Origin of the sequence: Bacillus luti (assembly GCF_001884105.1) — a bacterium.
Taxonomy (GTDB): Bacteria; Bacillota; Bacilli; order Bacillales; family Bacillaceae_G; genus Bacillus_A; species Bacillus_A luti.
This window is the reverse complement of record NZ_MACI01000021.1, coordinates 21536-46803: the sequence shown is the minus strand read 5'-3', so window position 1 is coordinate 46803 and position 25268 is coordinate 21536. Positions and strand designations below refer to the sequence as shown.

Here is a 25268-nt window from a genome sequence, read left to right as displayed (position 1 = left end):
GCATCAACATTGTGATGCTTTTTTACGTCCTCTAACTTTTAAAATCATATATGCAACAAAAGCTGAAGGTATATTAAATGGGTTCCCTTGTACGTGAAAATGTAATTGTTCTTCTTCAAAAGACATTTTTTCATATAGTTCTCGCTGAGATAATCCTGTTCGTTTCTTTTTTTCATGTAAACCTTGTAAGTATAAATATTGAAACGGTATCATCACAAGAAAGTAAAATAGTGCGATTCCACCAAAAAAGAGCACTTCTGATGACATATTGCATACCACCTTCCCAAAATCCATTTTCTTACAATATAATTATAACATAGTATAAACTCTAATTAAATTAATATTCTGTTTTTTATATACAGTTGTCTCACCGTATAATTCCCCTTCAACATACTGAATATATCGCCGAGTAAAATTTCCAGGATTCTTTTTAATAGGTTCAATATCAAGTCTTACGCAGCTTAAGTAATAACTTCAACATCCAATAAAACAAAATAAAATTAAAGAAAAAACCTAATGGATTAAACGAAATTTCCCATCCGCCATAATAAATGAAATTTTCTGCTGGTATACCAAAGTAAAGAAAATCGCTCTTCTTTTCTCCAGTTGTAGGGATAAAGGAACAAATAATAGCGAAAATTAAACTTATTACATACAATTTCTTTTTATTTGAATCCATTATTCTATGAGTTAATACATGAACAGTAATTACAAATATTAAACCTAAAAAGAAAAATATCACTCCCATTCGACACCTCCACAATTATTGTTCAAACAACTGCAAATTATTGCGTGCCCTTACTTATAAATATGAAACAGAACGTGTTTAATTTTCTTTTTTGCAATTCAAAACATAATAGATTCAGTTGATAACTATATTTTAACCCCCCCCTAATGTAGCGTTCTAAAAAAAATGGAACAAACCAAAGCGGCTTGCTCCATCTTTTTATTTATCGATCAATTGCACCATAAGTAATGCTTTTCCAACAACATTGCCTTCATGATGCACTTCTACATCAACCTTACCAAATTTACGCCCAATCTCTAATACTTTCGGATGAACCGATACAACATTATCAATTTGAACTGGTTTTACGAAATAAATCGTTAAGTTTTCAACAATTAAATCGCTCTTCTTTTGCGCACGAATAACGCGATTCGTTGCTTCCGTCACAATCGTTGCGAATACACCGTAAGATAGCGTTCCGATTGAATTCGTCATTTGCGGTGTCACTGAAAATTGATATAGATGCTCATTTTTCGCTTCTTTTGGCGTCATAAATTGATTCGTTACAATATCATCAATTGTTTCTCCAACTTGTGGCTGACGTTGAATCATTTGCAAAGCCTGAAGTACATCTTGACGGCTAATAATACCTTGCAGTTTATTTCCTTCCTCAACGACAGGAAGCAATTCAATTCCTTCCCACACCATCATACGTGCCGCAGCTGCGACAGACATTTTACCGTTCACTGTAATTGGGTGTTTTGTCATTACTTTATCAATTGATGTTTCTTTCGCTACACCGATCATATCTTTTGAAGTTACGATTCCTAGCACCTTTTTATTTTCATCAACAATTGGATATCTTCCGTGCATTGTCTCTTCGTTATACGCATGCCATTGCTGTACAGTATCATTTGGCTTTAAATATAACGTTTCTTCAATTGGCGTTAAAATATCTTCAACGAGTACAATTTCTTTCTTAATAAGTTGGTCATAAATTGCACGGTTAATTAACGTTGCAACCGTAAATGTATCGTAGCTACTTGAAATAATCGGCAGCTTTAATTCGTCTGCTAATTTCTTCACATGATCTTCCGTATCAAATCCGCCCGTAATTAATACAGCGGCTCCAGTTTCTAGCGCTAATTGATGTGCATTCGTACGGTTACCAATAATGAGTAAATTCCCAGCTTCTGTATAGCGCATCATCGCTTCTAATTTCATAGCTCCGATTACGAATTTATTTAATGTTTTATGTAGTCCTTCTCTGCCCCCAAGTACTTGACCGTCGACAATGTTAACGACTTCTGCATATGTCAGTTTTTCGATATTTTCTTTCTTCTTTTGTTCAATTCGAATTGTTCCGACACGTTCAATTGTACTAACATATCCTTTATTTTCTGCATCTTTAATTGCACGGTAAGCTGTCCCTTCACTTACACTCAAATCTTTCGCAATTTGCCTTACAGAAATTTTATGGCCTACTGGCAGGCTATTAATATGTTCTAAAATTTGGTTATGCTTGGTAGCCAAATGGTTTCACCATACTTTCTTTTCCCTAAATTCTTCATGTGTTGTATTTTCAGTATACTATATTTTCAAAACTGTTACACTCTCTCTTTGTATATCTGTACTATTTTTTTTATAACAAAATACGCCTTACATTACACCACTTCTTCTATTACAACAATGTAATGGTATTGTCATCTCGTTCGATAGTTTGTCCCACCGCTTCAATATACAATGAAGACAAGAAATGAAACAAAGGAGCGGATAAATGATGAAAAAATTATTAGAAATTGTAGGTGCTGTATTTTTAGCTTTCGTAGACGGGAAAAAGGTTGCAATGGAATTGAATGAAACACCTGAACAGCCACTTCCAAAAAGAAAAGAATCATCAAAACAACTACAACATTTAAAAGTTGTCCTACACACGTAGAAACCCTTCATTCGTCTTTTCAAATGAAGGGTTTCTTTTCTATAGTGTAATACTTTCTCCAGCTTCTAATACTTTCCCTGTACAATTTTGTAGCTTTTCTACAAATTGATATGGATCTTGTTCAATTACTGGGAACGTATTGTAATGCATCGGTACAACAGTTTTCGCTTGAACCCATTTTGCTGCTAAAACAGCATCTTCTGGTCCCATTGTGAAATTATCACCGATTGGTAAAAATGCTACATCAATATTATTCAGTTCTCCAATTAACTTCATATCAGAGAACAGTGCAGTATCTCCCGCATGATATACCGTTTTCTCTTCTGCTGTAAATAAAATACCCGCTGGCATACCTGTATATGTAATCGTCTTATTTTCTTCATCAATATAACTAGAACCATGGAATGCTTGTGTAAACTTCACTTTGCCGAAGTCAAATTCATGTGAACCACCAATATGCATTGGATGTGTATTCACACCTTGCCAACTTAAAAATGTCGCTAGTTCAAATGGCGCTATAACTACTGCATTATTTTTCTTCGCAAGCTCTACTGTATCTCCAACATGATCACCATGTCCATGCGATAAAAGAATCGCATCTACTTTTACATCTTCAGCCTTTAAATCTGTTGTCGGATTTCCCGTTAAAAATGGATCAATTAAAATTACTTTTCCATTCGTTTCAATCTTTACAACTGAATGTCCGTGATAAGATACTTTCATGATTACATTCCTCCCCTATTCACATTCTCACTTTGTATTCTACATGATTTCTCAATTCCCTGTCTTTTCTAACATCTATTTACTTGTCATAACGCTTTCATCCGATGTAAAGTTATACATGTAATTGAAATCTCGGAGGTGCCAATCGATGAATGCTAGATTAGAAAATTTAATGCAATGGCTAAAAGAAAAAAACGTAGAAGCTGCGTTCTTAACTTCTACACCAAACGTCTTCTACATGACAAACTTCCACTGTGAACCACACGAAAGACTTCTTGGTATGTTTGTATTCCAAGAAAAAGAGCCTATTTTAATTTGCCCTAAAATGGAAGAAGGCCAAGCACGTAACGCTGGCTGGGCACATGAAATTATCGGATTTACTGATACTGACAAACCATGGGATATGATTGCAAAAGCAATTAAAGACCGTGGCATCAATGCAAACGCAGTTGCAATTGAAAAAGAACATTTAAACGTAGAACGTTACGAAGAATTAACAAAATTATTCCCAAATGCAGCTTTCAGATCAGCGGAAGAAAAAGTTCGCGAACTTCGTTTAATTAAAGACGAAAAAGAACTTTCTATTTTACGCGAAGCAGCTAAAATGGCAGACTATGCTGTTGAAGTTGGTGTAAATGCAATTAAAGAAAATCGTAGCGAGCTAGAAGTATTAGCAATTATTGAACACGAATTAAAAACAAAGGGCATACATAAAATGTCATTTGATACGATGGTATTAGCAGGTGCAAATTCTGCTCTTCCACACGGTATTCCAGGTGCAAACAAAATGAAACGCGGCGATTTCGTACTATTTGATTTAGGCGTAATCATTGACGGTTACTGCTCTGACATTACACGTACAGTAGCATTCGGTGAACTTTCTGAAGAACAAACTCGCATTTACAACACTGTACTTGCTGGACAATTACAAGCAGTTGAAGCATGTAAACCAGGCGTTACACTTGGTGCAATCGACACAGCTGCTCGCTCTGTCATCGCAGATGCAGGCTACGGAGACTTCTTCCCGCACCGCCTTGGTCACGGACTTGGAATTAGCGTCCACGAATATCCAGATGTAAAAGAAGGCAACGATTCTCTATTAAAAGAAGGTATGGTCTTCACAATCGAACCAGGTATTTACGTACCAAACGTAGGTGGCGTTCGTATTGAAGATGATATTTATATCACAAAAGACGGATCAGAAATTTTAACGAAATTCCCGAAAGAATTACAATTTGTGAAATAATAAAAAGGCAGCGTGATTGCTGCCTTTTTTATTTCTCTACTATTTCAAATTTCTCTACTATCATTTTCGCTGGATAACTTTCAAGTATTTTAGAAGACGATACTTGAAAGTTATCCCCTGTTTTTAATTGACTATATGCGTCTTTATCCTTAAAGCTCAACACTATATCTGATGGATACTCTTTATTCATTTGTTGTTCCACATAATTTTGCAATTCTACTTTTGTTTCAAACGTTTTATCACCGACAAAAAACACCGTGTCATTTCTTAATACAATATATCCTTCTTTAGGTATTGCTTTTACCGCTACTTGTTTTGTAGTACACGCTGATAATCCGAGTAGAAATACACTGAAAAATATATACATAGAAATCTTCGTATGCCTATTCATTCCTAACTCCTTATCCTACACTATTTCTGCTTTAACACCATCTTCTCTTCATACTTATCATCCCATTTAATCACAATCTCTATCGGTTCATCTTTAGATAAAGGCGCACAACTTACACAAGAAGACTTCATTTCAACCTTTGCTCCTTTATGATTTTCTGACGTTTGTGTCATTGTACTAAAGGCTCCATTAATAGCAATCTCTAAATTTTTCAATTCTGTATTTCCATCTCCGCCTTTATATTGAAACGTAAACATGCCATCTTCACTGTCATCCTTAATATGCCCTTTATATTGCCCCTTCCAACTTTTACTCTCGCTAGAAAAAGTAACATATGAAATTGAACAACTTCCTAAAAAGAAAATACTAATGAACAAAAATAATACTTTCTTCATAATGCCCCTCCATTCCAAAGTACTTATTTCTTGTCTCATTCTTCTCAATGTCTATATGTAAAGAAGCTACATACAAAATTGAAAGATTACTACAAGAGCCCACCCAACATTATAAAAAAGAAGGCCCTTTCTTTAAAAAGTGCCTTCTTCTATTTCACTAATATTTAATTGAAATTTCACGATCCAAACTGAAAAAAGGTGGACAAGAAGCGCAAACGCCATACATGCTCCGCTTAAAAAAGTTAGTATAGGATGCGAATACACGTGCCCTAATCCATAGGATATCGCCACGAAAAACATTGTTATGTAAATATAAATTGCTCCATGTATTTGCCTCATATAAACCTCCTTTTCCCATATTATAACATAAGTTTTCTGATTATTCACATTAATCTACCGTAATTAATATTTCTCAACGGTTACACCTTTAACAGCCGCCTTAATATACGGCGCTCCTTGTAAACTTTGTAAATCTTCTATTTTGCCTGTTACGACTACACCGTATATTCGTAAATCTTTTGATTCAGTGTTTTTTATTTCATCATAGTTTGTCCTAAAATACTCTTGATATCCCCCTTTATTTTCACTTAAAGATATCTAAATACAGCTTTTCCTAAAATTTTTTTCAAAATAAAAAGCACATCTATTTTAATGTGCTTCTCTCAAAAATACCAATCTATTATTTCATCGCTTCCTTCACAACATCTTGAATCATAACAACTTCTGTTTTCATATCAACAGAGGGTGCTTCTTCATCAATACATTCATACCAAAACGCTAAGTGCTTTTTATCAATTTCATGATGAGAATTTTCGACAAGAGCCCCGTTTTCTCCTTGTACAGAATACCAATATAAGTATTCTTCTCTATCTCTTATTTCCCGGAAAATTGTCTCAACGTACATCTTTTCGTCGTTTAGTGTCAAAAGCACTTCTTTCATGTTGTCATTAAGAAGCTGCATCCATTCGTCTACACGATGACTTTTACCTTGTTTCACTTTAAATCTCGTTAACTCCACATTCATTTTTATTCCCCCGTTTTCTTACGTGCAAACAATCTATATTCTATTGGATTATAAAAACTTAATTTACTAGCTAATTTTTGCGAAGGAATATTAGCTACATAACAATCCCAGCACGGTATAATATCATTTTGCATGCAATACTCAATGAACCGTGTCGCAACAGCTTGAGCTAACCCTTTCCCTTGATGCTCTTTATGTGTCGCAATATCAATTTCAGCAAATCCATTTCCACTAAATATTGAAACACATTCCGCTACAATCGTCCCATTTTTCTCTATACAAAATCCAAAACCATCATTCAAAAATGCTTCAGTTGACCCCCAATATTCTTTATAATATTCTTCTGTAAATTCATTACTTTGCGCTATACCTTTTCTATCAATACGCTTCACTTCATGTGTATTTTTGTTACAATCTCGTTTTCTCTCTTCAAAGGTTACGCTTTGAAATTTCATTCGCGGGATGTTCCGAAGTGCATTACTAAAACGCTCTTCTAACATCATTTCCCACTCGGCACTTGAAGTGAAGAGTGTAAATCTCTTCTCTGTTTTTTCAATAGCCATTTTTAAATACGCAAATAAATCTTCTTTATAATTTTGATCATCCGTATCACCAAATAAATAATAGATACCGTTAGCTGTAATAATTAATCCTGCTGTTAATTTCTCGTTGGCAAAAATCTCACCATCTATCATTTGGTCACATACCGCATAAGCAAACGTCGTCGTTCTTGTAAGGCTTTCTAAAATCGGAAGAATTTTTCTATACTCGGCTACAGATAATTTTTTCATAATCGCTCCACTTTAATCGTATCAGCCTCTATATTTTCAAAACAAAGATTTACCGTTCGCTTTAATGCTCTCGTTCTATGAATTGTACATGCTGGAATTAAAATAGAATCATTTGGCTTTAATACCGCTGTTTCTCCATCTTCAAAATCAATAAGTAATTCCCCCTCTAACACAATAAATAATTCATCCGAATTAGAATGATAGTGCCAATCATATTCACCAGTAAATACAGCGATTCGTAAGCAATGGCTATTTACATTTGAAACGACGAAATTTTTATGTTGATCTTGAATGTCCTTTGTTAATTCTATTAAATTCACAGTTTCCATCTTTCATCCCATCCTTTCATTAGTCGTTCTTCTGAAAAACGAACTTAGTCTCCACCACCTCCGCAATCTCCTCCACCATCACTTGAGCTGCTACAATCGTTACTACTGTAATCACCAAATCCACTTGATGAGCTTGAATAATAAGACGAATTTCTTTTCTTTTTCCGCCTTTTTTCTCCACCATTCTTATTAGTTGATAGTAATGTTCCAAACACTAAAACATGTACTAAAATCGCTACCATTAAAAAAATAATAAGTACAAATACATGTAAAGATAAATTTGAAACTGGTAACTTAATTAAGTTAATAAAAATAATACACATGACAATAAAATACATAACATTCGCCACATCTATTAAACCACTTTCGATTTTAGACCTAGGTCTCTTTTTCGTAACTACTAACTCCCGTTTACTCCTTACTCCTCTTTGTTTTTTTTGCTTCCTCCGCTTACTTTTTCTTCCCAATCTGACCCCCCCTTCCAAATTTTATATAATTCTAAATTATCATAGTAAAGGTCGATTAACATCAATAAATACCAATTTTTACATGTTATTACCCGTAAAAAAAGACCTTCCTCATAAAAAGGAAGGTCTCGCATATATCTCTATTATGATAAAGCAGGAGCTTTCTCAAGAAGCTCTTTCGCATCAGCGTATTGTAAACCGTGCGCTTCTGCAACTGCTTCAAATGTTACATATCCATCTAATGTGTTAATACCTTTTAATAATGCAGTGTTTCCTAAGCAAGCATCTTTGTAGCCTTTGTTCGCAATTTGTACTGCATATGGTACTGTTACGTTTGTTAATGCAAGAGTTGATGTACGTGGAACCGCACCTGGCATATTAGCAACTGCATAATGAACAACGCCATATTTTTCGTAAGTTGGGTTGTCATGAGTTGTAATACGGTCAGTTGTTTCGAAAATACCACCTTGGTCAATCGCGATATCTACAACGACAGAACCTGGTTCCATTGATTGAATCATTTCTTCTGTTACAAGTTTTGGCGCTTTTGCACCTGGAATTAATACTGCACCAATAACAAGGTCAGATTCTTTTACAGCTTCTGCAATGTTGTATGGATTAGACATTAACGTTTTTACTTGGTTACCAAAAATGTCATCTAATTGACGAAGACGTTCTGCACTTAAGTCGATGATTGTTACATCTGCACCTAAACCTACTGCAATCTTCGCTGCGTTTGTACCAGCTTGACCACCGCCGATAATTGTTACTTTGCCGCGTTTCACCCCTGGAACGCCTGCAAGTAAGATACCTTTACCACCTTTGTTTTTCTCAAGGAATTGTGCACCGATTTGTGCAGACATACGACCAGCTACTTCACTCATAGGTGCAAGTAATGGTAATGAACGATTGTCTAATTGTACTGTTTCGTATGCGATTGATACAACTTTGTTATCGATTAATGCTTTTGTTAATTCTGGTTCTGGAGCTAAGTGTAAGTACGTGAATAAAATTAAACCTTCGCGGAAATAGCCATATTCACTTGCTACTGGCTCTTTTACCTTCATAACCATATCTTGATTCCATGCTTCTTCAGCAGTTTCAACAAGTTTCGCACCAGCTTGTACGTATTCTTCATCCGTAAAACCAGATCCTAAACCTGCTCCTTTTTGAACAAAAACTTCATGACCATTTTGCACTAAATGTACAGCTCCCGCTGGCGTCATTGCCACGCGGTTTTCATTGTTTTTAATTTCTGTTGGAATACCGATACGCATTATTAGTTCCCCCTTGAGTTATGAAATGACCCCTGAATCATTTTTTAAAGCGCTTTCTACGCTCTTATATTTTAACATAATATCTCAATATTTGACAAAAAAATAATACAAGTTTTCCGATAGATTTAATCTTACATTAAAGGACAGTATTATCCGCACCTCTCAGCACAATGGATAAACTGTCCAATTATTCGAAACTTCACTTTATTTTTCTCTATCGATGTCTATGAATAACATCTACTGCACCCGTTACTTCAATAATTGTACCGGTAATCATATCGGAATCGTCCTCACATAAAAACGAAATCGTTCTTGCGATATCTTCGCCTGTTCCAGATCTACCAATTGGTGTGTTATGTTCTTTCAACTGACGTGCTTCTTGAATTGTCGCTTCTTTCATTTCACCAATAATATCACCAGGACATACCATATTTGCAGTAATACCATATTCCGCTTCTTCGTAAGCAACTGTTTTCGTTAATGAAACAAGTCCTACTTTCGCTGCCGCAAAAGCTGAACGATAAATCCATCCCGGTGCGCTATCTGCCCCTTGGAATCCGTAATTAATAATACGGCCAAAGTTCTGTTTTCTCATAATCGGAACGACAAGTTTTAATAAATGAAATACCGCTGTTAAATTACCCTGAATCATTTCATTCCATTCGTCTTCTTCATAATCGACTAACTTTTTTCGTTCAAATACATATGGACCAGCATTATTAATTAAAAAGTCAATTTTGCCAAAACGGCTTATCGCTTCTTCTACTATTTTATGTAAATCTTCCTTTTTCGTGACATCCGCTTGCACGAATTGTAGACGCTCTTCTATATTTTTATATGTTTCTCTCATCGTTTCCATAGCCGTGATATCGCTATGATACGTTACTGTTACTGAATAGCCTTTAGCCAATAACTTTTCTGTTACTTGCTTTCCTAAACCTTTCGTACCGGCTGTAATGAGCGCGTGTCTCACAAACATGCCCTCCTTTTAAATTGCTATACTTCATATGTAACAAGTTCTCGCACCAATTACAACTAAAATGAATTAAAACAGAGTTTTCGAAATTCTGTAACGTTTCGGGCAAGCACATTACCAAAATTTGTTTTATAATAAAGTTGTAAACGGTAATAAAAATGATTGGGAGGAATTTACTATGAATAATACATATACAAATATTTTAATCGCGGTGGATGGTTCTAAAGAAGCAGAAAAAGCCTTTAAAAAAGCAATTCAAGTCGCAAAACGAAACAATGCAACATTAACAATCGCACATATCGTTGATGTAAAAGCATACTCAGCAGTAGAAGCTTATAGTCGCGCAATTGCTGAACGTGCAAATCTATTTGCAGAAGACTTATTAGAAGACTACAAAAAAACTGCGCTTGAAGCTGGCCTTGAAAAAATTGAAACTGTATTAGAATTTGGTAATCCTAAATCTAAAATTTCAAAAGAAATTGCTCCAAACCATAAAGTAGATTTAATTATGTGTGGTGCGACTGGTTTAAATGCTGTTGAGCGTTTCCTAATCGGGAGCGTCTCTGAACATATTATTCGCTATGCGAAATGCGATGTCCTTGTTGTTCGTGGTGATGAGGAGCAAGGTGATCTTTAATTCATAAAAATAAATAGGGTAAATAAGAGGCTTCTCTTATTTACCCTATTTTCATTTATACTTTAGGAATTCTGTAATCCGGATTATGTTGTTCCCAGCCACCTTGTGTATCTACACTCGTATCGCCATCACCATCTACCCATATTGTTCTCCCGTCAGGTAAAACTCTTTCATGTGCTGTTACATGATGAGTATTCGGATTTTCCTCCGTCGTATATTCTACATCAGCTGTTTCTAGAGCCGATGCTTGTGCTACATTATCACTGCCTACCCCATCTGTAATTCCATCTGCACCATCAATTATATCTATAACCCCTACTGAGAAAACACCTACAGCCGCAACCTTTGCTAATTCTTTTCCTGCTTCTATCGCCTTATCAGTATCTCCCTCTCGTATCGCTTGCACCGTTTCAACTCCCTTTTCTGAAACATGTACAATACCTTTTCCAATTGTCGTTGCCGTATCTTGAACTGTTCCAAGTATTTCTTCGTATCCTCGCTTCGCTTGCTGTTTATCATCTGTAATAAGACCACCTATAGCATCATACGTCCCATCAGCAAGATTCCCAACGATTTCCCCAGTTTTCACAGTAGCTTTATTAACACCTTTTCCAACATCCTTTATGAAATTACTGTTCGTAACTTCTCCTACTGCTTCTATCGCACCGCCAACTACTTCAGCTGTAACTTTAGCCGCCGCTCTCGTTACTAATTTAATTAACCCCATACTGCATCCCCTTTTCAAGAATATTATTATATATAATTATATCGATTATAATTATATAGCTGTAGCCTATACAACTACAACTTATTTCACATACTTCACTATAAATACAAGACAAACTACCACAACAATAGCTACTGCCAACACATAAGGCGGTAAGAACTTCAAAGACCATAACGCCATCATAATCGTCGCAATCGTTAAATAAGATTGCCTTGCATCTTCTGTCATTTTTTTACGAAAGCAGAATACATACAAATAACCGATTGGCGGCGTAATAAAACAAAGAACATATATGATTTTAGATTTCAAATACCATTTTTGTTCCCCAAGTTTCTGTATATCTTCTTCTATTCTCTTATGCTCTTGTTCTCTCGCTTCTTCTACAAGCGGATCTTCCTCTTCTCCTCGCTTTTCTTTCATATAAGGAAGAAAGTGCACGAAAAAATAGTATACAAATACGAATGCCCCAAATCCAATATTGACTCTTTCTAATGGAATATGTTCACTAAAAAAAGCAGCAGTAAGCACTAAAGATAAACAGTACGTCATCATCCAAAATGAACGTTTTCTCTTTTTTCGTTCCATTTCTTTTTTATTTTGTACATGTTTTCTTTTCGAAAGCCATATCGAAATACAGCAATCTATTACAAATAGAGTAAAGATAAATATTGCAACTTGTACTGTTTCTACATTCTCAAATGAAAAGATATTTGGGAATGCAACGTGTAATACAATTAGCGTGTACAAAATTAACTCTATAAAATAAATACGTCTCATGTTCCATTCCTTTCTTATTTCCTAACATTACATTAACATACATTTTTTAGAAATAGACGGACAAAATATATATGTTTAAAAAAGGAGGATGCAACATGGATGATTCTGAACGTATTATTTTAGATGTGAATGGGAAAGAAATCGAAATGTTAGATACAATCCGTACACATTTTAAAGAAAAGCATGGAATTGAACTGAGTAACGGTGCATTACTACGAGATTTGATGGATATTGAGTATATTCGAATTACGGAAGATCGACATAAGTATGATTAATCAGTAAAACTTGAAGCCTAGAGCAAATTTCTCTAGGCTTACTTACATCCACGCGAAAATGTTATAATTAGGAAAAAATGTGGAGGGTGTCAAAATATGAAATCTGAAAATATCTCAAAACATTTTCATACATTACATGCACAAAGGAACGAGTTCCTTCCTCATCTTCATTCATTATCACAAGAACAACTATGGTATAGGAAGGAGGACAAAAAATGGTCTACTGGTGAACACTTTTATCACTTATATTTAATTGCAAGGATGCTCAAAGTAGCAATTAAATTCTCTCTCACTCTTATCCCTTATGCAAAGCTAAGAAAAAATGCCCCATTTGAAACTGAAATACACGATATTTATGCCGAATACAAAAAGAAACATGGTAGAGGAATGAAAGCCCCTTGGATTTTAGTTCCTTCAAAAAAGGTCTATCAATCTCTGAATGTAACTGAATTAGAAGAATTACTTGCACATGAAACTGATGAAATAAAAAAACTAGTTCAAAATATAGAAGAAAATATTGCAGGGCATATCGTATTTTTAGATCCAATTGCGCACTATCCTAACCTTATTCAATCGATCCAGCTTTTAGCGATACATGAGAAACATCATTTTATCATTATGAGGAACAACTATAACAATCTCGGGCGCCCCCTTCTAAAAATATAAAAAACTGCCCATATTACCTATCAGCAGTCTTCCATACCTATTTAAGCTCTTGATGTTTCCCGCCCATACCGCCTGGCTCATTACTATCCTGGTGTACAGTTAGTTTATTTGTTTTAGCATCTTTCGAAACTCTATATGTATACGATTCATTTGGTTCATCTTTAAACTGGATATTCATACCGTAAGAACCGCTTTTACTATAAAAGGCCGGTTGTATGTATGAAATATCACTTTCTTTATATCCTTTCTCTTGCAAATGCCACATCGTTGCGATAATAGCTTCCTCTTGCTTCTCTTTTTCACCAACAGACAAATATTTGTCCAAGAGAAATACTTTAGCATTTGCAAGTAAGCTGATTAATAGTACGACTATAAATATTATTTTTTTCATAGATTCCCCTGACCTTTAATTGTAATTTTTGACTATATCATAACTTTAATACCAATAAAAAGAAAGTACGCTAGACTTTAACAGACTAGCGTACTTTCCAACTCAATTCCTAATAACTTCTTTTGTTAAACCTTTCGCTTTATCCAAAGCTTTTTGGATTTGCTCAAACCCTGTCCCGCCAGCACTATTACGGCGTTTTACAGCCGCATATGGTGACAGCACTTCATACAAATCTTCTTCAAATAAAGAACTCATTTCTTTATACGTTTCAAGTGGTACATCTACTAAATAAATTCCTTTTTGCGTGCAATGTAGAACTAACTTCCCAACAATTTCATGAGCTTGACGGAATGGCAGTCCTTTATTTGCTAAGTAGTCAGCAATTTCTGTTGCGTTAGAGAAATCTTGCGTCACAGCTTGCCCCATTTTTTCTTTGTTTACAGTCATCGTTTCAAGCATGCCTGCCATAATATGAAGACATCCTTCTACTGTTTTTACTGTATCAAACATTCCCTCTTTGTCTTCTTGCAAGTCTTTATTGTAAGCGAGCGGTAATCCTTTCATTACTGTAAGTAAACTAAATAAATTACCGTACACTCTGCCTGTTTTACCACGGATTAGTTCCGCCATATCCGGATTTTTCTTTTGCGGCATAATACTGCTTCCCGTTGCGTATTGATCGCTCATTTCAATAAATTGAAACTCTTGGCTACTCCATAAAATAAGTTCTTCGCAAAAGCGTGATAAGTGCATCATAAGTATAGATGAGTTACTTAAAAACTCCAGTATGAAATCACGATCGCTTACTGCATCTAAACTATTTTCATAGATTCCATTAAACCCAAGAAGCTCCGCACTATACTCGCGGTCAATTGGGAATGTTGTCCCAGCTAACGCTCCTGCTCCTAATGGTGAAATATTAATACGCTTTAATGAATCTTCATAACGATTCACATCACGCTCTAACATCCAAAAGTAAGCAAGGATATGATGAGCAAACGAAATCGGCTGTGCACGCTGCAAATGCGTATAGCCAGGCATAATGGTTTCAATATTATTTTCCGCTTGATGAACAAGAACAGTTTGCAATTGTTTTGTAGCTTTTATGATGTCTTCTACCTTTTCTTTTAAATACAAATGCATATCTGTCGCCACTTGATCGTTACGGCTTCGGCCTGTATGAAGTTTCCCCCCTACTTCGCCAATTTTTTCAATTAACATTTTTTCAATGTTTAAGTGAATATCTTCTGCTTCTACTGAGAATTGAAGCTTATTCTCTTTTGCTTCCTCTAATAAGTAGTGAAGCCCCACCTTTATTTTCTCTGCTTCTTCTTTCGTAACGATGCCTTGCTTCGCTAGCATCGTTACGTGCGCAATACTTCCCTTTATATCTTGATTTACTAATTGTTGATCGAAGGAGATAGATGCTCCGAACTCTTCAACCCACGCTTCCGCTTCTTCTGTAAAACGTCCACCCCAAAGTTTGCTCACGCTTCCACCTTCTTTTGATTCACTTGGCTGTATACTTTCGTAGGTAAACCGAATAATGAAATGAATCCAACTGCTGCATCATGATTAAATTCATCTTGAGCAGTATATGTTGCTAGTTTTTCATCGTATAAAGAGTACTCAGATTTACGTCCTTCTACAATTGCATGACCTTTAAATAATTTCACACGCACTGTACCCGTTACATTTTTTTGTGTTTCTTGTAAGAAAGCATTGAGCGCTTGTTTTAAAGGAGAGAACCATAAACCGTTATAAATAAGTTCTGTTATTTTCTGCTCAATCATCGGTTTGAAATGAGCAACCTCTTTCACAAGTGTTAAATCTTCAAGTTCTTTATGCGCTGTAATTAACGTCATTGCCGCTGGACATTCATATACTTCACGAGATTTAATACCAACAAGACGATTTTCTACGTGATCGATACGTCCAACGCCGTGTTTTCCAGCAAGTGCGTTTAACGTTTTAATAAGTTCTGAAAGTGGATATGCAGTGCCATTTAAAGTAGTCGGTACACCTGCTTCAAATCCGATTTCTACAAACTCTGGTTTATTCGGTGTATCTTCTAATGCCAATGTCATCTCATATGCATCTTCTGGCGGCGCTGCCCATGGATCTTCTAAAATACCACATTCGTTGCTGCGTCCCCATAAGTTTTGATCGATTGAAAACGGGCTATCTAAATTAATTGGGATTGGTACATCATTTTCTTTTGCATATGCAATTTCTTCTTCACGTGACCATTTCCATTCACGTACAGGCGCAATCACTTCTAAGTAAGGATTTAATGCTTGGATAGAAACTTCAAAACGAACTTGGTCATTTCCTTTCCCTGTACATCCGTGTGCAACTGCAGTTGCGCCTTCTTGTTCTGCGATTTCTACTAATTTCTTCGCAATAAGCGGACGAGATAATGCAGAGACAAGAGGGTATTTCCCTTCGTATAATGTGTGTGCTTGCATCGCCATCAATGCATATTCATTAGCAAATTCTTCTTGAACATCAATCATATATGATTTAATTGCGCCTACTGAAAGTGCCTTTTCTTTTACAAATGCTAAGTCTTTACCTTCCCCTAAGTCTAAACAAAGCGCGATAATATCATAATTTTTCTCTTGTAACCATTTAATTGCAACGGAAGTATCAAGACCTCCAGAATATGCTAATACCACTTTTTTCTTCTCCATTTTGCATCCCCCTAAAGAATAAATATTCATTTTCTTTTATAATAATTCACACTTTAACACCTTTTACAAAATGTATCAAGAGTCATTTTCAAATTTTTTCAAACAATTTCGTCGAACTTCTTTCTTTTTTTATGTAAAATAGAGGCAGGAAAACGGAGGTGTATCTATGGAAAAATATTTTATATACAATGAGCATCTAGGAATCGCAGTGCCGAATATACAAGAAGAATGGGATGACATCTCTGAAAAAACACAGCACGTTATTTTATTAAAATGGGAGCAAATTCGCGGAAAAATACCCGATCGTATAAAAGAACTTGAACATTACATTAATGCAAAACAACATCATTTAAATAACGAAGAAGACTTCGAAATTTCTTGCAAACTGAATTCAGAAATTGCCGATCTCGCTTCCATCATTAATGACCTTTGGCTTTGGTATCGTCTTACCCAAAATGTATCTGAGGGGAAGGCACACCAATGAAAAAAGCATGCCCCTCAATTACTTTGGGTCATGCTTTTTTGTCGTAACAAGATTTACAATATATTTCTTGTGCTGTTTTCGCCAAACACACATCAAACGGACCGACTAATATACTTCTTTCTTTCGGCAACTTTACAAAAGCAACGAGCTCTTCTTCATATTGAATCTTTTTCTTACATGAAACGCATATTAATTCTTTTCTTTTGAACATGTCTGTTAGCATATCTTCTTCATCCCCTTTATCTATCTATATTAATATAATCTCATAACAGTTAAGAGTTGTAAAAAAATGACACATTCCAAAACGAAGGATTCACATACTATGTACAAAAGGAGGTCCATACTTATGCGCGCTTTCGTTATTATCGCTTTAACGTTTTTAAGTGTGATTAGCTGGGATGCGTTTTTTAAAGATAAAGGTGACCAAAAAGATACAACTGAATAAACGCCATCTCTTTCTTACTTATTGGACAAACTAAAGAAACTGTCCGATTCTGCAAAATAGCTTAGGCTTTTCTACAAAAATATTTAAACATAACAATTTTTGTAGATTCCCTCCGTTTATTGTCGGTTTCCATCCGCATACATTTTTTAAAAGTATGATATAATAGTATAAATCTTGAAGGAAGGGATTTTGATATCATGATCGCTCGAAGGAGCATGTGGCATCGTATTGACGAATCATACACGTAGCGTATTTTTCAGCTCAGATACTTTAGTCTAGCGAAAAAAATACGAGAGTGGGGAAATTATGATTGCCCGAAGGATAATTTGGCAAAAAAAAGACTCTTCTTACACGTAGCGTTTTGTTTAGGACTTAATTGTTACTAGCTAAACAAAACAAAGAAGAGCAGGATTGCTAAATGAAGAATCCTACTCCACGTTTTGTTTAGTCGCTTTAAGACTTAAACTAAAACGAAGGTAGGGAAACTTGATGGACGAGAGGATTATTCGTTATTTCTTCAGCGACATATAGCGTAGTTAGTTTTTTCGTAAACTAACTGAAGCTACATGTGAGCTCGTAGTTAGTTTACAACACAAAAGGACTACTAACTACGGAAAGAAGGAATAACGATGAGGAACATCCAAAGTCGACAAATTATTAAAGAAATTTTTATGGTTTTAATCGGTTCATTTATTTTAGCAGCAGCGCTATATCACATTCACTTCCAAAACCACTTAACTGAAGGTGGCTTTGTAGGTATTGCACTATTCATCCAAAATTTTTATGATATTTCACCATCTATTTCAACTGTAATTATGGATATCCCTATTATTTTACTGTGTGCTTCATTTTTAGGTAGAAAAATGGTTGGTTATTCATTCCTAGGTTCGATTTCATTCGGAGTGTTTTATTCTCTTATGGAAAATTACTCTCCATTCACGGTAGATTTATCAAATAATTTATTTGTAGCTGCGATAGTTGGCGGTGCGTTAGCTGGTATTGGACTCGGTTTTATATTGCGATTTGGCGGTGCAACCGGTGGAGACGATATTTTAACAATTGTATTAAGTAAACGAACTCGTTTTACAATTGGGCAAATTTTCTTCGTCTTTGACGCGATTGTTCTTGCGCTTTCATTATATTATTTAAATTGGACGGAAATTGCTTTTACTATTCTTTCTATTGCCGTACAGGCAAAAACATTGGATTTAATTTATTATCCAAAAACAGAAAAAACAGCAGAAAAGCAACCAGTATCTATTCCAATGACAAAGAAACATGCAACAAATTAAAAAAGCGAAAGGCTTCGGCCTCTCGCTTTTTTTACATACTTTTTTCTTTTTCAACTATGTGACGCACTTGATAAAATCGATTCGCAAATTCAGTAACATTTCTCGTTAAACGATAATTCACTGTAGATCCAATCGCCATGCCGATTACCGGAATACCTTGGAATAACTTACGACGAAGCGCATAAATCGAAAATGTCTTCAAAATTTGTTTTAACACAACTTCAGTAGAAGCTGGTTGTAACACCGCCTCGTCTCCTTCATAAAAGAACGAATCTTCTTGCCCCAGTTCTTGCAATAAATTGTACCATGCGTATTGTTGAAGCCTTCCTGGTAGTAATGACGCGTGAAACACCTTTAACGCAAGCATCATTTCATAAGGCTTGTTCACATCATGCCCAAATGATGTTGCAATCAGTTGGACAGCCTTCACATTTAACGCAATCATAACTGGAAAATCAGCTGTTAATAATAATAAACCTCCAGCACCGGTGGCTCCGCCTTGTACGAATGAATATAGACGATGGCGTGCTGTTTGCTGCTCTGCTATGTATGTTAATTGATCAATAGATAATGCTTTCAAATCTTCTAGTTGCTCAATCGATTCATCAAATAATCTCGATGTTCCTAAAATACGATTACGCGCATCTAACTGTGATTGTGAACTTTGAATCAATGCATGCAAATGAAAGAGCCATCCATCTGCTTTCGTAAAGAAATCTTTTCGTTTTTTCTCAGGCAATTTCGCAATTGTATTATGTACCCATTTATCAAACATTTTTTGAAAATCCGTCGCTTCTTGCTCAACTAATTGCAATTCCCATTCTTTTATATTGTCTAAAATGGCTTGTTCTCGCTTCGATCGCATCGTAACAACCACCTCGTTCGATTTTTTTCTATTGTAACATATTTCCGCTTATTCTTTACAAATATGCTTGTCTATCTTTATCCTTTTCGGCAAGAAGACTCCATCTGATTTGTGTTACGGGTGAAACCCAACAATTCAGGTGGAGATGAATTGCCGTCAGTCAATAAGGCTGAACTCTTTTGTTTCGCTTATAACAATTTTCCCGGGGGGAATGTTTGTTTCTTTTTGTCTTACGATATGTCGGAAATAAGGAGGGAATATATCTTAAGATAACGAAATTGGATAATCATAATCCTTTTGTTACTTGCACCAAAAGGAATTAATAAGTTAATTCTTTAAGAAAGGTGGTGAAAACAATGGTTAAAAAGAAAGCAGTGAAAGTATTACGGAAACAAAAGAAAAGAGAAAACATGCAACGTTTCACGCAGAAACAAAATATCGGGAGAGCTTGCCTGACTGCAAGAGAATTTCGTTTACTTCAGCGTATGTCACATAGTTCAAAAGCATTGCGAAATGTGGGATTGTACACGATTAAACAAAGTTATTTGAACCATAATAAAATGGCTACTGTAAAAGAAGTGGACACTGCCATGCAAGCCGATTTGAATTACTCGGGCATGCAATCAAACTCTGTTCAAGCCATTCGTAGAGCCTTATATGCAGAAGTGAAGAGCTTTTTTAAAGCAATGGAACAGTGGAAGAAAAATCCTGAGAAGTTCACAGGGCGTCCTAAGTTTCCGAATTATTCTCGTTCAACTGACAAACGAATCATTGAAATCTATCAAGTTCCAAAAGTAGATGCTAACGGATATTGGATGATTCCGATGAGTGTGACATTTAGAAAAAAATTCGGCTCCATTAAAATACGTATGCCGAAAAACTTAAGACATAAAAAAATCTCCTACATTGAGATTATACCGAAGCAAAAAGGTCGGTTCTTTGAGGTGCATTACACATATGACATGCACGTTTCTCAAATGAAGAAACCATCCACGACTATGAGTAACGCTTTGAGTTGCGATTTAGGTGTAGATAGATTAGTAAGTTGCGCAACAAATACAGGTGATGCATTTTTAATTGATGGTAAAAAATTAAAATCCATTAACCAGTACTTCAATAAAATTATACGTAATCTGCAACAGAAAAATCTTGAAAACGGAATTTCAAAACGAGTTGTAACGAATAGAATGGCTGCCCTTTGGCATAAACGGGAAAGACAATTAAATGGTTACATTTCACAAACTGTAGGCTTGTTGTTTAAAAAAGTGAAAGAATTCGATATAGATACGATTGTCGTAGGATATAACACAGGTTGGAAACAAAAATCTGATATGGGAAAAAAGAATAATCAAACATTTGTTCAAATCCCATTTCATAAACTGATTGCAGCAATTGAGAATAAATGTGTAAAAGAAGGCATCCGATTTTTGAAACAAGAAGAAAGCTATACTTCAAAAGCCAGTTTCCTAGACAAAGATCCGGTTCCAGTTTGGTTTAAGGAAGATAAGGCACATTATCGCTTTAGTGGAAAACGAATCACTCGTGGTCTGTACCAAAGTAAAGCAGGAACATGTATCCATGCTGATATTAATGGTGCGCTGAATACATTGGAAAAATCAAGAGTGGTACAATTAGATGAAAATCTTAAAGTAAAAACGCCGATTCTATTAGAAGTGCAAAAACGTAAGGCTGTTGCTTCGCGCATAGCTTAGTGGGTGTGTCAACCATCCATGTGTACTCGACTTGTCGGGGCTTGTAGCACAAGCCAGAGTTATCTGAGTAGTGGCTTCTTTCTTATGGAAGAACTGCTCTTTTTCGAAAGGGTGGTGCAAGTGGGAAAACGATAGTTTGTTGCCAGTACCAACCAAAAACATACTTGGGGTGTTACCATAAGGTGGCATGAATGTTAGAGCGTCAACTGTCTAGCGATAGATGAAAAGACCTAGTGTTCTAACTCAAGCCCCCACTGAAATGTTTTATCTCAGTGGGGGTAGTTGACTCACATACCATTTTTTAATGACATAAAATATTAACAAAAAGGATGGAATAAATCACATGAATCTATCCAATATAAAAAAAGAATATAATGCCGTATTCAGTTTAGGACAAAACTGTTGGCCTGCTTGGGCGTTATATCAATTCGAATTATCACCATTTTTTGGCGTTATTGATTTTATGCTAAGCCCCTCATTGGAAAAAGTGAATTTATTATTACAAAATCGATTTGACCGTTTTTTACACTTCGAAAATTTATCCTTCATCTCATTTTGGGATGATGATGCGAAATTAAGACTAAGGGACAACCTCTATGAAATCGACTCCTGTCATGACTTTAAAACAGATGTAAATACACCAACTTCTTGGCCTTCTTATTCAGAAATCAAGCTAAATTATGAGCATCGAATTAATCGTTTTCTAACTACAATTGAAATGGAAAAGTCCATATTGTTTATTCGGACTGGAGGAACATACGAAGAAGCACGATCTCTGGAACAAATTTTATCTCAAATAGTCAAACATAAATTCTCCGTCTTGTTACTGATTCCTACGGATGTAACAACTGTCATCCAAGAAGATTGGGGATTACAAAATGTTTGCGTTATAAAATGCCCTATTATGGATGTATACCAGTACAATGAAGGATTTTGGAATGACTTATTTGATGGGATCTCAATTAGACCGCACGCTTAAATACACCACACTTTTTATCACGCAATACATTATAATCATCCTTATACAAAATAAATAAGGAGTGATTCTATATGTATCCACGTGCAAAAGCATTCGGTCTTGCCACACATCACGGTCGCCTTCTCGTACAAGAATATCATACAGGCGATGAAACGTATTACCGACCTCTTGGCGGCTCAATTGAACTTGGTGAAAAATCAGCACATACCGTTATTCGTGAATTTCAAGAAGAGCTTCATACAAAAGTGGAAATCACCAATTATTTAGGCTGCTTAGAAAACATCTTTCAGCTAGATGAAGAAATTGGTCATGAAATCATTCAGCTATATTCTGTACGCTTATTAGACACATCACTATACGAAATGAAAAAAATGAATATACAAGATGCGCAAACCGTATCGTATGCAAAATGGATTCCCATTACAGCTTTTATTCAGAAGGAAAAAGTACTATATCCAGATGGAATTTTAAACTATATCCAAAAGAAAAAAGACGAGATCCTATAGGATCTCGTCTTTCTTTTCATATAATATATTAACCAATATCTCCAAGACGTAGTACGTCACGAGCAATCATAACTTCTTCGTCAGTTGGAATTACGATAATTTTTACTGGAGAGTGTGGGAAGCTGATAAATGCTTCTTCACCAAATACGTTATTACGTTTTACGTCGAAGTATACGCCCATGTACTCAAGGCCTTCTAATACGCGCTCACGAATAATTGCACTGTTTTCACCTACACCAGCTGTGAAGATGATTGCGTCTACACCTTTCATACGAGCAGTGTAAGAACCGATGTATTTGTGGATACGGCTTACGAATACATCAAGTGCTACTTTCGCACGGTGGTCGCCTTCTTCTTCTTTCGCAATGATGTCACGTAGGTCACTAGAGTAACCAGTAAGACCTAACATACCACTCTTCTTGTTTAATACGTTAACTACTTCTTCTACTGTTTGGCCTGTTTTTTCCATGATGTATGGAATTAACGCAGGGTCAAGGTTACCAGAACGTGTACCCATTGTTACACCAGCAAGTGGAGTGAAGCCCATAGAAGTATCGATAGATTTACCGCCTTCTACTGCTGCGATACTTGCACCGTTACCTAAGTGACAAGAAAGTAAGCTTAAGCTTTCAAGTGGGCGACCTAATAATTCAGCCGCACGCTCAGTTACATATTTGTGAGAAGTTCCGTGGAAACCGTATTTACGGATGCCAAATTTCTCATAGTACTCATATGGTAAGCTGTATAGGAATGCAGATTCCGGCATTGTTTGGTGGAATGCTGTATCAAATACTGCTACTGCTGGTACGTTTGGTAATACTTCTTGGAATGCTTTAATACCAACAATGTTTGCTGGGTTATGAAGTGGTGCTAAATCGCTTAAATCTTCGATATCAGCTAATACTTCATCAGTAATTAAAACAGAGTCAGCAAATTTTTCGCCGCCGTGAACAACACGGTGACCGATACCGCCAATCTCATCTAGAGACTTAACGATTCCGTTTTCAGTTAATTTTTTTAGAAGCATATTAACTGCTACTGCGTGATCTGGGATGTTTGTAATTTCTTTTTGTTTTTCGCCATCTACAGTAATAGTGAAGATACTATCTTCTAAACCGATACGTTCTACTAAACCTTTTGTTAATACTGTTTCACTTGGCATTTCAAATAATTGGAACTTTAAGGAAGAGCTTCCTGCGTTAATCGCGATGATTTTTGACATCTAGTCTTTCGCCCCTTTTTCTCTTGGTAGTTGTGTGGATGTTTCCACAAACCGCTCGATTTTATCTGATCAAATTTACTAAATATGAAAACGTTTCATCATTAGCAAATTTTATACTCACGATTTTAATTTAAACATCGTCCGACATATATTTCAAGTGAAAAAATTGTAACACCAAGAAAAAATATATATTACAGATTTCAAAAAAATTCAGTTAAATCTTGAATATATTTAAAAATATGACATATTATATAAAACTGTACTACATGAATTACTAATCCTGTTACATATACCTAACTTTATTTATGGGTTGCAAACCAAGTATTTAATTGATCCATAATGTTCTCCATTGCCTTCATGTTGGAGAATTTAGGTAACTCCACTAATAACGCCTGTTTTGGTATTGTTACACCCTGGCCTTTCTTTTGGAGAACAAATATACTTTTTGCATTTTTCTCGTTTTTAAACATGGAAACAGGTAGCTGTAATAACCCTTGAATAAAGCATGTTTCTTTAATAAATGCATGTAATTTCGGTGCTTGATCACTTTCAAAAATGAAGTTCGGTACTAAGAAGAATAAGTACCCACCTTCTTTCGTATGTTTCACACTTTGTTCAATAAATAGGTGATGGGCATATGACATTCCTTCATCTGCTTTTAACTTATATTCACTTGCACCGATTTCATTTGGGTAATAACCAATCGGTAAGTCTGAAACGACTGCATCAACCGGATCGATATAAAGTGGTGCTAGTCCATCTTGATGGAAGAATTCGATTGCATGCTTTTGTAAATTCGCATTTACTAAAGCAAGTTTAATTAGCACTTCATCCACTTCTACACCAAATCCACTCATTGTTAGCCCTTCTTTGGCGCTATTAAACACTGTCGTCATTAAGTTACCTGTCCCAATTGCAGGATCTAACACAGTAATTTCATTTTGACCTTGCATAAATTTATGGAATAAGTAGCTCATGAACATACCAACTGCATCAGGCGTCATTTCGTGATTCGCTTGTACGCCTTCTTTCATTCCTTTTAAGATGGCTAATTGAAATGCTTTACGAATTTCTTCACCTTTATATGTTTCTTCATTAAACGTACTATATTCACGATTCAGCCTTTCAATTGCTGATTCTGATAATTCCTCTTGTAAAATCGCTCCTTCAAACAAGTTATCACCTGTTTCTACAAGCGCCTCTAAATATGTTACATCTAATTCTTTACGTAAAACTACCGCAGAAGAATCAAAAATAGAAAATAATGTTTCTACTGTCTGACTCACGTACATTCCTCCTTCTCTCTTTTACA

At 35.6% G+C, this 25268-nt stretch carries 32 protein-coding genes and 1 pseudogene; 10 read left to right on the top strand and 23 right to left on the bottom strand.

Annotated elements, in window-relative coordinates; all coding sequences use genetic code 11:
• Window positions 1–3: 3 nt before the first annotated feature.
• The 3 genes from BAQ48_RS05925 to BAQ48_RS05915 form a co-directional block, all read right to left on the bottom strand.
• Window positions 4–267 carry a DUF3949 domain-containing protein gene (locus BAQ48_RS05925; protein ID WP_000093750.1) on the bottom strand — a complete coding sequence of 88 codons (264 nt, stop codon included), beginning with the start codon at window positions 265–267 and terminating at the stop codon, window positions 4–6.
• 178 nt (window positions 268–445) lie between these two features.
• Window positions 446–748 carry a hypothetical protein gene (locus tag BAQ48_RS05920; RefSeq protein ID WP_071710379.1) on the bottom strand — a complete coding sequence of 101 codons (303 nt, stop codon included), beginning with the start codon at window positions 746–748 and terminating at the stop codon, window positions 446–448.
• A gap of 198 nt (window positions 749–946) precedes the next feature.
• Entirely contained in the window at window positions 947–2260 is a 1314-nt protein-coding gene (locus BAQ48_RS05915; protein ID WP_069356286.1) for a DRTGG domain-containing protein, read from the bottom strand.
• Window positions 2261–2507: 247 nt separating this feature from the next.
• Here BAQ48_RS05915 and BAQ48_RS27855 point away from each other — a divergent pair, with 247 nt between their 5' ends.
• The gene (locus BAQ48_RS27855; RefSeq protein ID WP_165613781.1) at window positions 2508–2666 is read left to right on the top strand and encodes a hypothetical protein; all 159 of its coding nucleotides are present in this window, start codon (window positions 2508–2510) and stop codon (window positions 2664–2666) included.
• Window positions 2667–2705: 39 nt separating this feature from the next.
• On the opposite strand, the gene BAQ48_RS05905 is transcribed toward BAQ48_RS27855, so the two are convergent.
• Window positions 2706–3389: a metal-dependent hydrolase gene (locus tag BAQ48_RS05905; RefSeq protein ID WP_071710377.1), complete on the bottom strand. Its 684-nt coding sequence runs from the start codon at window positions 3387–3389 to the stop codon at window positions 2706–2708.
• A gap of 148 nt (window positions 3390–3537) precedes the next feature.
• Here BAQ48_RS05905 and pepQ point away from each other — a divergent pair, with 148 nt between their 5' ends.
• Window positions 3538–4635 carry a Xaa-Pro dipeptidase gene (gene pepQ / locus BAQ48_RS05900; RefSeq protein ID WP_071710376.1) on the top strand — a complete coding sequence of 366 codons (1098 nt, stop codon included), beginning with the start codon at window positions 3538–3540 and terminating at the stop codon, window positions 4633–4635.
• Window positions 4636–4663: 28 nt separating this feature from the next.
• Here pepQ and BAQ48_RS05895 read toward each other — a convergent pair whose 3' ends face one another.
• The 10 genes and pseudogenes from BAQ48_RS05895 to BAQ48_RS05850 all read right to left on the bottom strand — a co-directional run bounded on the left by BAQ48_RS05895 (window position 4664) and on the right by BAQ48_RS05850 (window position 10282).
• A complete protein-coding gene (locus BAQ48_RS05895) occupies window positions 4664–5026 on the bottom strand; it encodes a DUF3221 domain-containing protein (RefSeq protein ID WP_071710375.1) in 363 nt (120 codons plus the stop codon).
• 20 nt (window positions 5027–5046) lie between these two features.
• The gene (locus BAQ48_RS05890; protein WP_071710374.1) at window positions 5047–5421 is read right to left on the bottom strand and encodes a hypothetical protein; all 375 of its coding nucleotides are present in this window, start codon (window positions 5419–5421) and stop codon (window positions 5047–5049) included.
• Window positions 5422–5553: 132 nt separating this feature from the next.
• Window positions 5554–5760, bottom strand: coding sequence for a hypothetical protein (locus BAQ48_RS05885; RefSeq protein ID WP_001248905.1), 207 nt, complete (start codon window positions 5758–5760; stop codon window positions 5554–5556).
• Window positions 5761–5823: 63 nt separating this feature from the next.
• Window positions 5824–6015: pseudogene (locus tag BAQ48_RS05880) on the bottom strand (anti sigma factor C-terminal domain-containing protein); the annotation flags it as partial.
• A gap of 85 nt (window positions 6016–6100) precedes the next feature.
• Window positions 6101–6445 carry a DUF6176 family protein gene (locus BAQ48_RS05875; protein ID WP_071710373.1) on the bottom strand — a complete coding sequence of 115 codons (345 nt, stop codon included), beginning with the start codon at window positions 6443–6445 and terminating at the stop codon, window positions 6101–6103.
• A 2-nt stretch (window positions 6446–6447) separates the two neighbouring features.
• Entirely contained in the window at window positions 6448–7236 is a 789-nt protein-coding gene (locus BAQ48_RS05870) for a GNAT family N-acetyltransferase (RefSeq protein ID WP_071710372.1), read from the bottom strand.
• A complete protein-coding gene (locus BAQ48_RS05865) occupies window positions 7233–7565 on the bottom strand; it encodes a cupin domain-containing protein (RefSeq protein ID WP_071710371.1) in 333 nt (110 codons plus the stop codon). The genes BAQ48_RS05870 and BAQ48_RS05865 overlap by 4 nt, the downstream gene beginning before the upstream one ends.
• A 44-nt stretch (window positions 7566–7609) precedes the next feature.
• Window positions 7610–8032: a hypothetical protein gene (locus BAQ48_RS05860; RefSeq protein ID WP_071710370.1), complete on the bottom strand. Its 423-nt coding sequence runs from the start codon at window positions 8030–8032 to the stop codon at window positions 7610–7612.
• A 143-nt stretch (window positions 8033–8175) separates the two neighbouring features.
• Window positions 8176–9309: an alanine dehydrogenase gene (ald, locus tag BAQ48_RS05855; protein ID WP_071710369.1), complete on the bottom strand. Its 1134-nt coding sequence runs from the start codon at window positions 9307–9309 to the stop codon at window positions 8176–8178.
• A gap of 214 nt (window positions 9310–9523) precedes the next feature.
• A complete protein-coding gene (locus BAQ48_RS05850) occupies window positions 9524–10282 on the bottom strand; it encodes an SDR family oxidoreductase (protein ID WP_084064430.1) in 759 nt (252 codons plus the stop codon).
• 181 nt (window positions 10283–10463) lie between these two features.
• Here BAQ48_RS05850 and BAQ48_RS05845 point away from each other — a divergent pair, with 181 nt between their 5' ends.
• Complete coding sequence (locus BAQ48_RS05845; protein ID WP_001066672.1) at window positions 10464–10922, top strand: universal stress protein; 459 nt, start codon at window positions 10464–10466, stop codon at window positions 10920–10922.
• Between the two features lie 55 nt (window positions 10923–10977).
• Here the strand turns inward: BAQ48_RS05845 and BAQ48_RS05840 are convergent, their stop codons facing one another.
• Together BAQ48_RS05840 and BAQ48_RS05835 are read right to left on the bottom strand one after the other, a co-directional pair.
• Window positions 10978–11649 carry a hypothetical protein gene (locus BAQ48_RS05840; RefSeq protein WP_071710367.1) on the bottom strand — a complete coding sequence of 224 codons (672 nt, stop codon included), beginning with the start codon at window positions 11647–11649 and terminating at the stop codon, window positions 10978–10980.
• 81 nt (window positions 11650–11730) lie between these two features.
• Window positions 11731–12426 (bottom strand): hypothetical protein, encoded by a 696-nt coding sequence (locus BAQ48_RS05835; RefSeq protein ID WP_071710366.1) that lies wholly within the window; start codon window positions 12424–12426, stop codon window positions 11731–11733.
• Between the two features lie 95 nt (window positions 12427–12521).
• On the opposite strand from BAQ48_RS05835, the gene BAQ48_RS05830 reads away from it, so the two are divergent.
• Together BAQ48_RS05830 and BAQ48_RS05825 are read left to right on the top strand one after the other, a co-directional pair.
• Window positions 12522–12701 (top strand): hypothetical protein, encoded by a 180-nt coding sequence (locus BAQ48_RS05830; protein WP_000342758.1) that lies wholly within the window; start codon window positions 12522–12524, stop codon window positions 12699–12701.
• Window positions 12702–12797: 96 nt separating this feature from the next.
• Window positions 12798–13367: a DinB family protein gene (locus tag BAQ48_RS05825; protein ID WP_071710365.1), complete on the top strand. Its 570-nt coding sequence runs from the start codon at window positions 12798–12800 to the stop codon at window positions 13365–13367.
• Window positions 13368–13404: 37 nt separating this feature from the next.
• Here BAQ48_RS05825 and BAQ48_RS05820 read toward each other — a convergent pair whose 3' ends face one another.
• From BAQ48_RS05820 to BAQ48_RS05810, 3 genes are all read right to left on the bottom strand, one after another.
• Entirely contained in the window at window positions 13405–13758 is a 354-nt protein-coding gene (locus BAQ48_RS05820; protein WP_071710364.1) for a DUF3139 domain-containing protein, read from the bottom strand.
• Between the two features lie 102 nt (window positions 13759–13860).
• Complete coding sequence (argH, locus tag BAQ48_RS05815) at window positions 13861–15249, bottom strand: argininosuccinate lyase (RefSeq protein ID WP_071710363.1); 1389 nt, start codon at window positions 15247–15249, stop codon at window positions 13861–13863.
• Window positions 15246–16451 (bottom strand): argininosuccinate synthase, encoded by a 1206-nt coding sequence (locus tag BAQ48_RS05810; protein ID WP_042512163.1) that lies wholly within the window; start codon window positions 16449–16451, stop codon window positions 15246–15248. Before BAQ48_RS05810 ends, argH begins: the two co-directional genes overlap by 4 nt.
• A 166-nt stretch (window positions 16452–16617) precedes the next feature.
• Here BAQ48_RS05810 and BAQ48_RS05805 point away from each other — a divergent pair, with 166 nt between their 5' ends.
• Window positions 16618–16935: a radical SAM protein gene (locus BAQ48_RS05805; protein ID WP_071710362.1), complete on the top strand. Its 318-nt coding sequence runs from the start codon at window positions 16618–16620 to the stop codon at window positions 16933–16935.
• Window positions 16936–16963: 28 nt separating this feature from the next.
• Here the strand turns inward: BAQ48_RS05805 and BAQ48_RS05800 are convergent, their stop codons facing one another.
• On the bottom strand, window positions 16964–17158 hold the full coding sequence (locus BAQ48_RS05800; protein WP_071710361.1) for a hypothetical protein: 195 nt from the start codon (window positions 17156–17158) through the stop codon (window positions 16964–16966).
• A gap of 851 nt (window positions 17159–18009) precedes the next feature.
• Here BAQ48_RS05800 and BAQ48_RS05790 point away from each other — a divergent pair.
• Entirely contained in the window at window positions 18010–18672 is a 663-nt protein-coding gene (locus BAQ48_RS05790) for a YitT family protein (protein ID WP_001244512.1), read from the top strand.
• A gap of 31 nt (window positions 18673–18703) precedes the next feature.
• On the opposite strand, the gene BAQ48_RS05785 is transcribed toward BAQ48_RS05790, so the two are convergent.
• Window positions 18704–19537: an EcsC family protein gene (locus BAQ48_RS05785; RefSeq protein WP_071710360.1), complete on the bottom strand. Its 834-nt coding sequence runs from the start codon at window positions 19535–19537 to the stop codon at window positions 18704–18706.
• Between the two features lie 356 nt (window positions 19538–19893).
• Here BAQ48_RS05785 and BAQ48_RS05780 point away from each other — a divergent pair, with 356 nt between their 5' ends.
• The 3 genes from BAQ48_RS05780 (at window position 19894) to BAQ48_RS05765 (ending at window position 22734) form a co-directional block, all read left to right on the top strand.
• A complete protein-coding gene (locus BAQ48_RS05780; protein WP_071710359.1) occupies window positions 19894–21249 on the top strand; it encodes an RNA-guided endonuclease TnpB family protein in 1356 nt (451 codons plus the stop codon).
• A 343-nt stretch (window positions 21250–21592) separates the two neighbouring features.
• A complete protein-coding gene (locus BAQ48_RS05770) occupies window positions 21593–22228 on the top strand; it encodes a DUF1796 family putative cysteine peptidase (RefSeq protein WP_071710358.1) in 636 nt (211 codons plus the stop codon).
• A 71-nt stretch (window positions 22229–22299) separates the two neighbouring features.
• Window positions 22300–22734, top strand: coding sequence for an NUDIX hydrolase (locus BAQ48_RS05765; RefSeq protein ID WP_071710357.1), 435 nt, complete (start codon window positions 22300–22302; stop codon window positions 22732–22734).
• 28 nt (window positions 22735–22762) lie between these two features.
• Here the strand turns inward: BAQ48_RS05765 and ackA are convergent, their stop codons facing one another.
• Window positions 22763–23956 carry an acetate kinase gene (ackA, locus tag BAQ48_RS05760; protein ID WP_071710356.1) on the bottom strand — a complete coding sequence of 398 codons (1194 nt, stop codon included), beginning with the start codon at window positions 23954–23956 and terminating at the stop codon, window positions 22763–22765.
• Between the two features lie 299 nt (window positions 23957–24255).
• Window positions 24256–25242, bottom strand: a complete 987-nt coding sequence (locus BAQ48_RS05755) for a class I SAM-dependent methyltransferase (protein WP_071710355.1) — start codon at window positions 25240–25242, stop codon at window positions 24256–24258.
• Window positions 25243–25268: the final 26 nt, after the last annotated feature.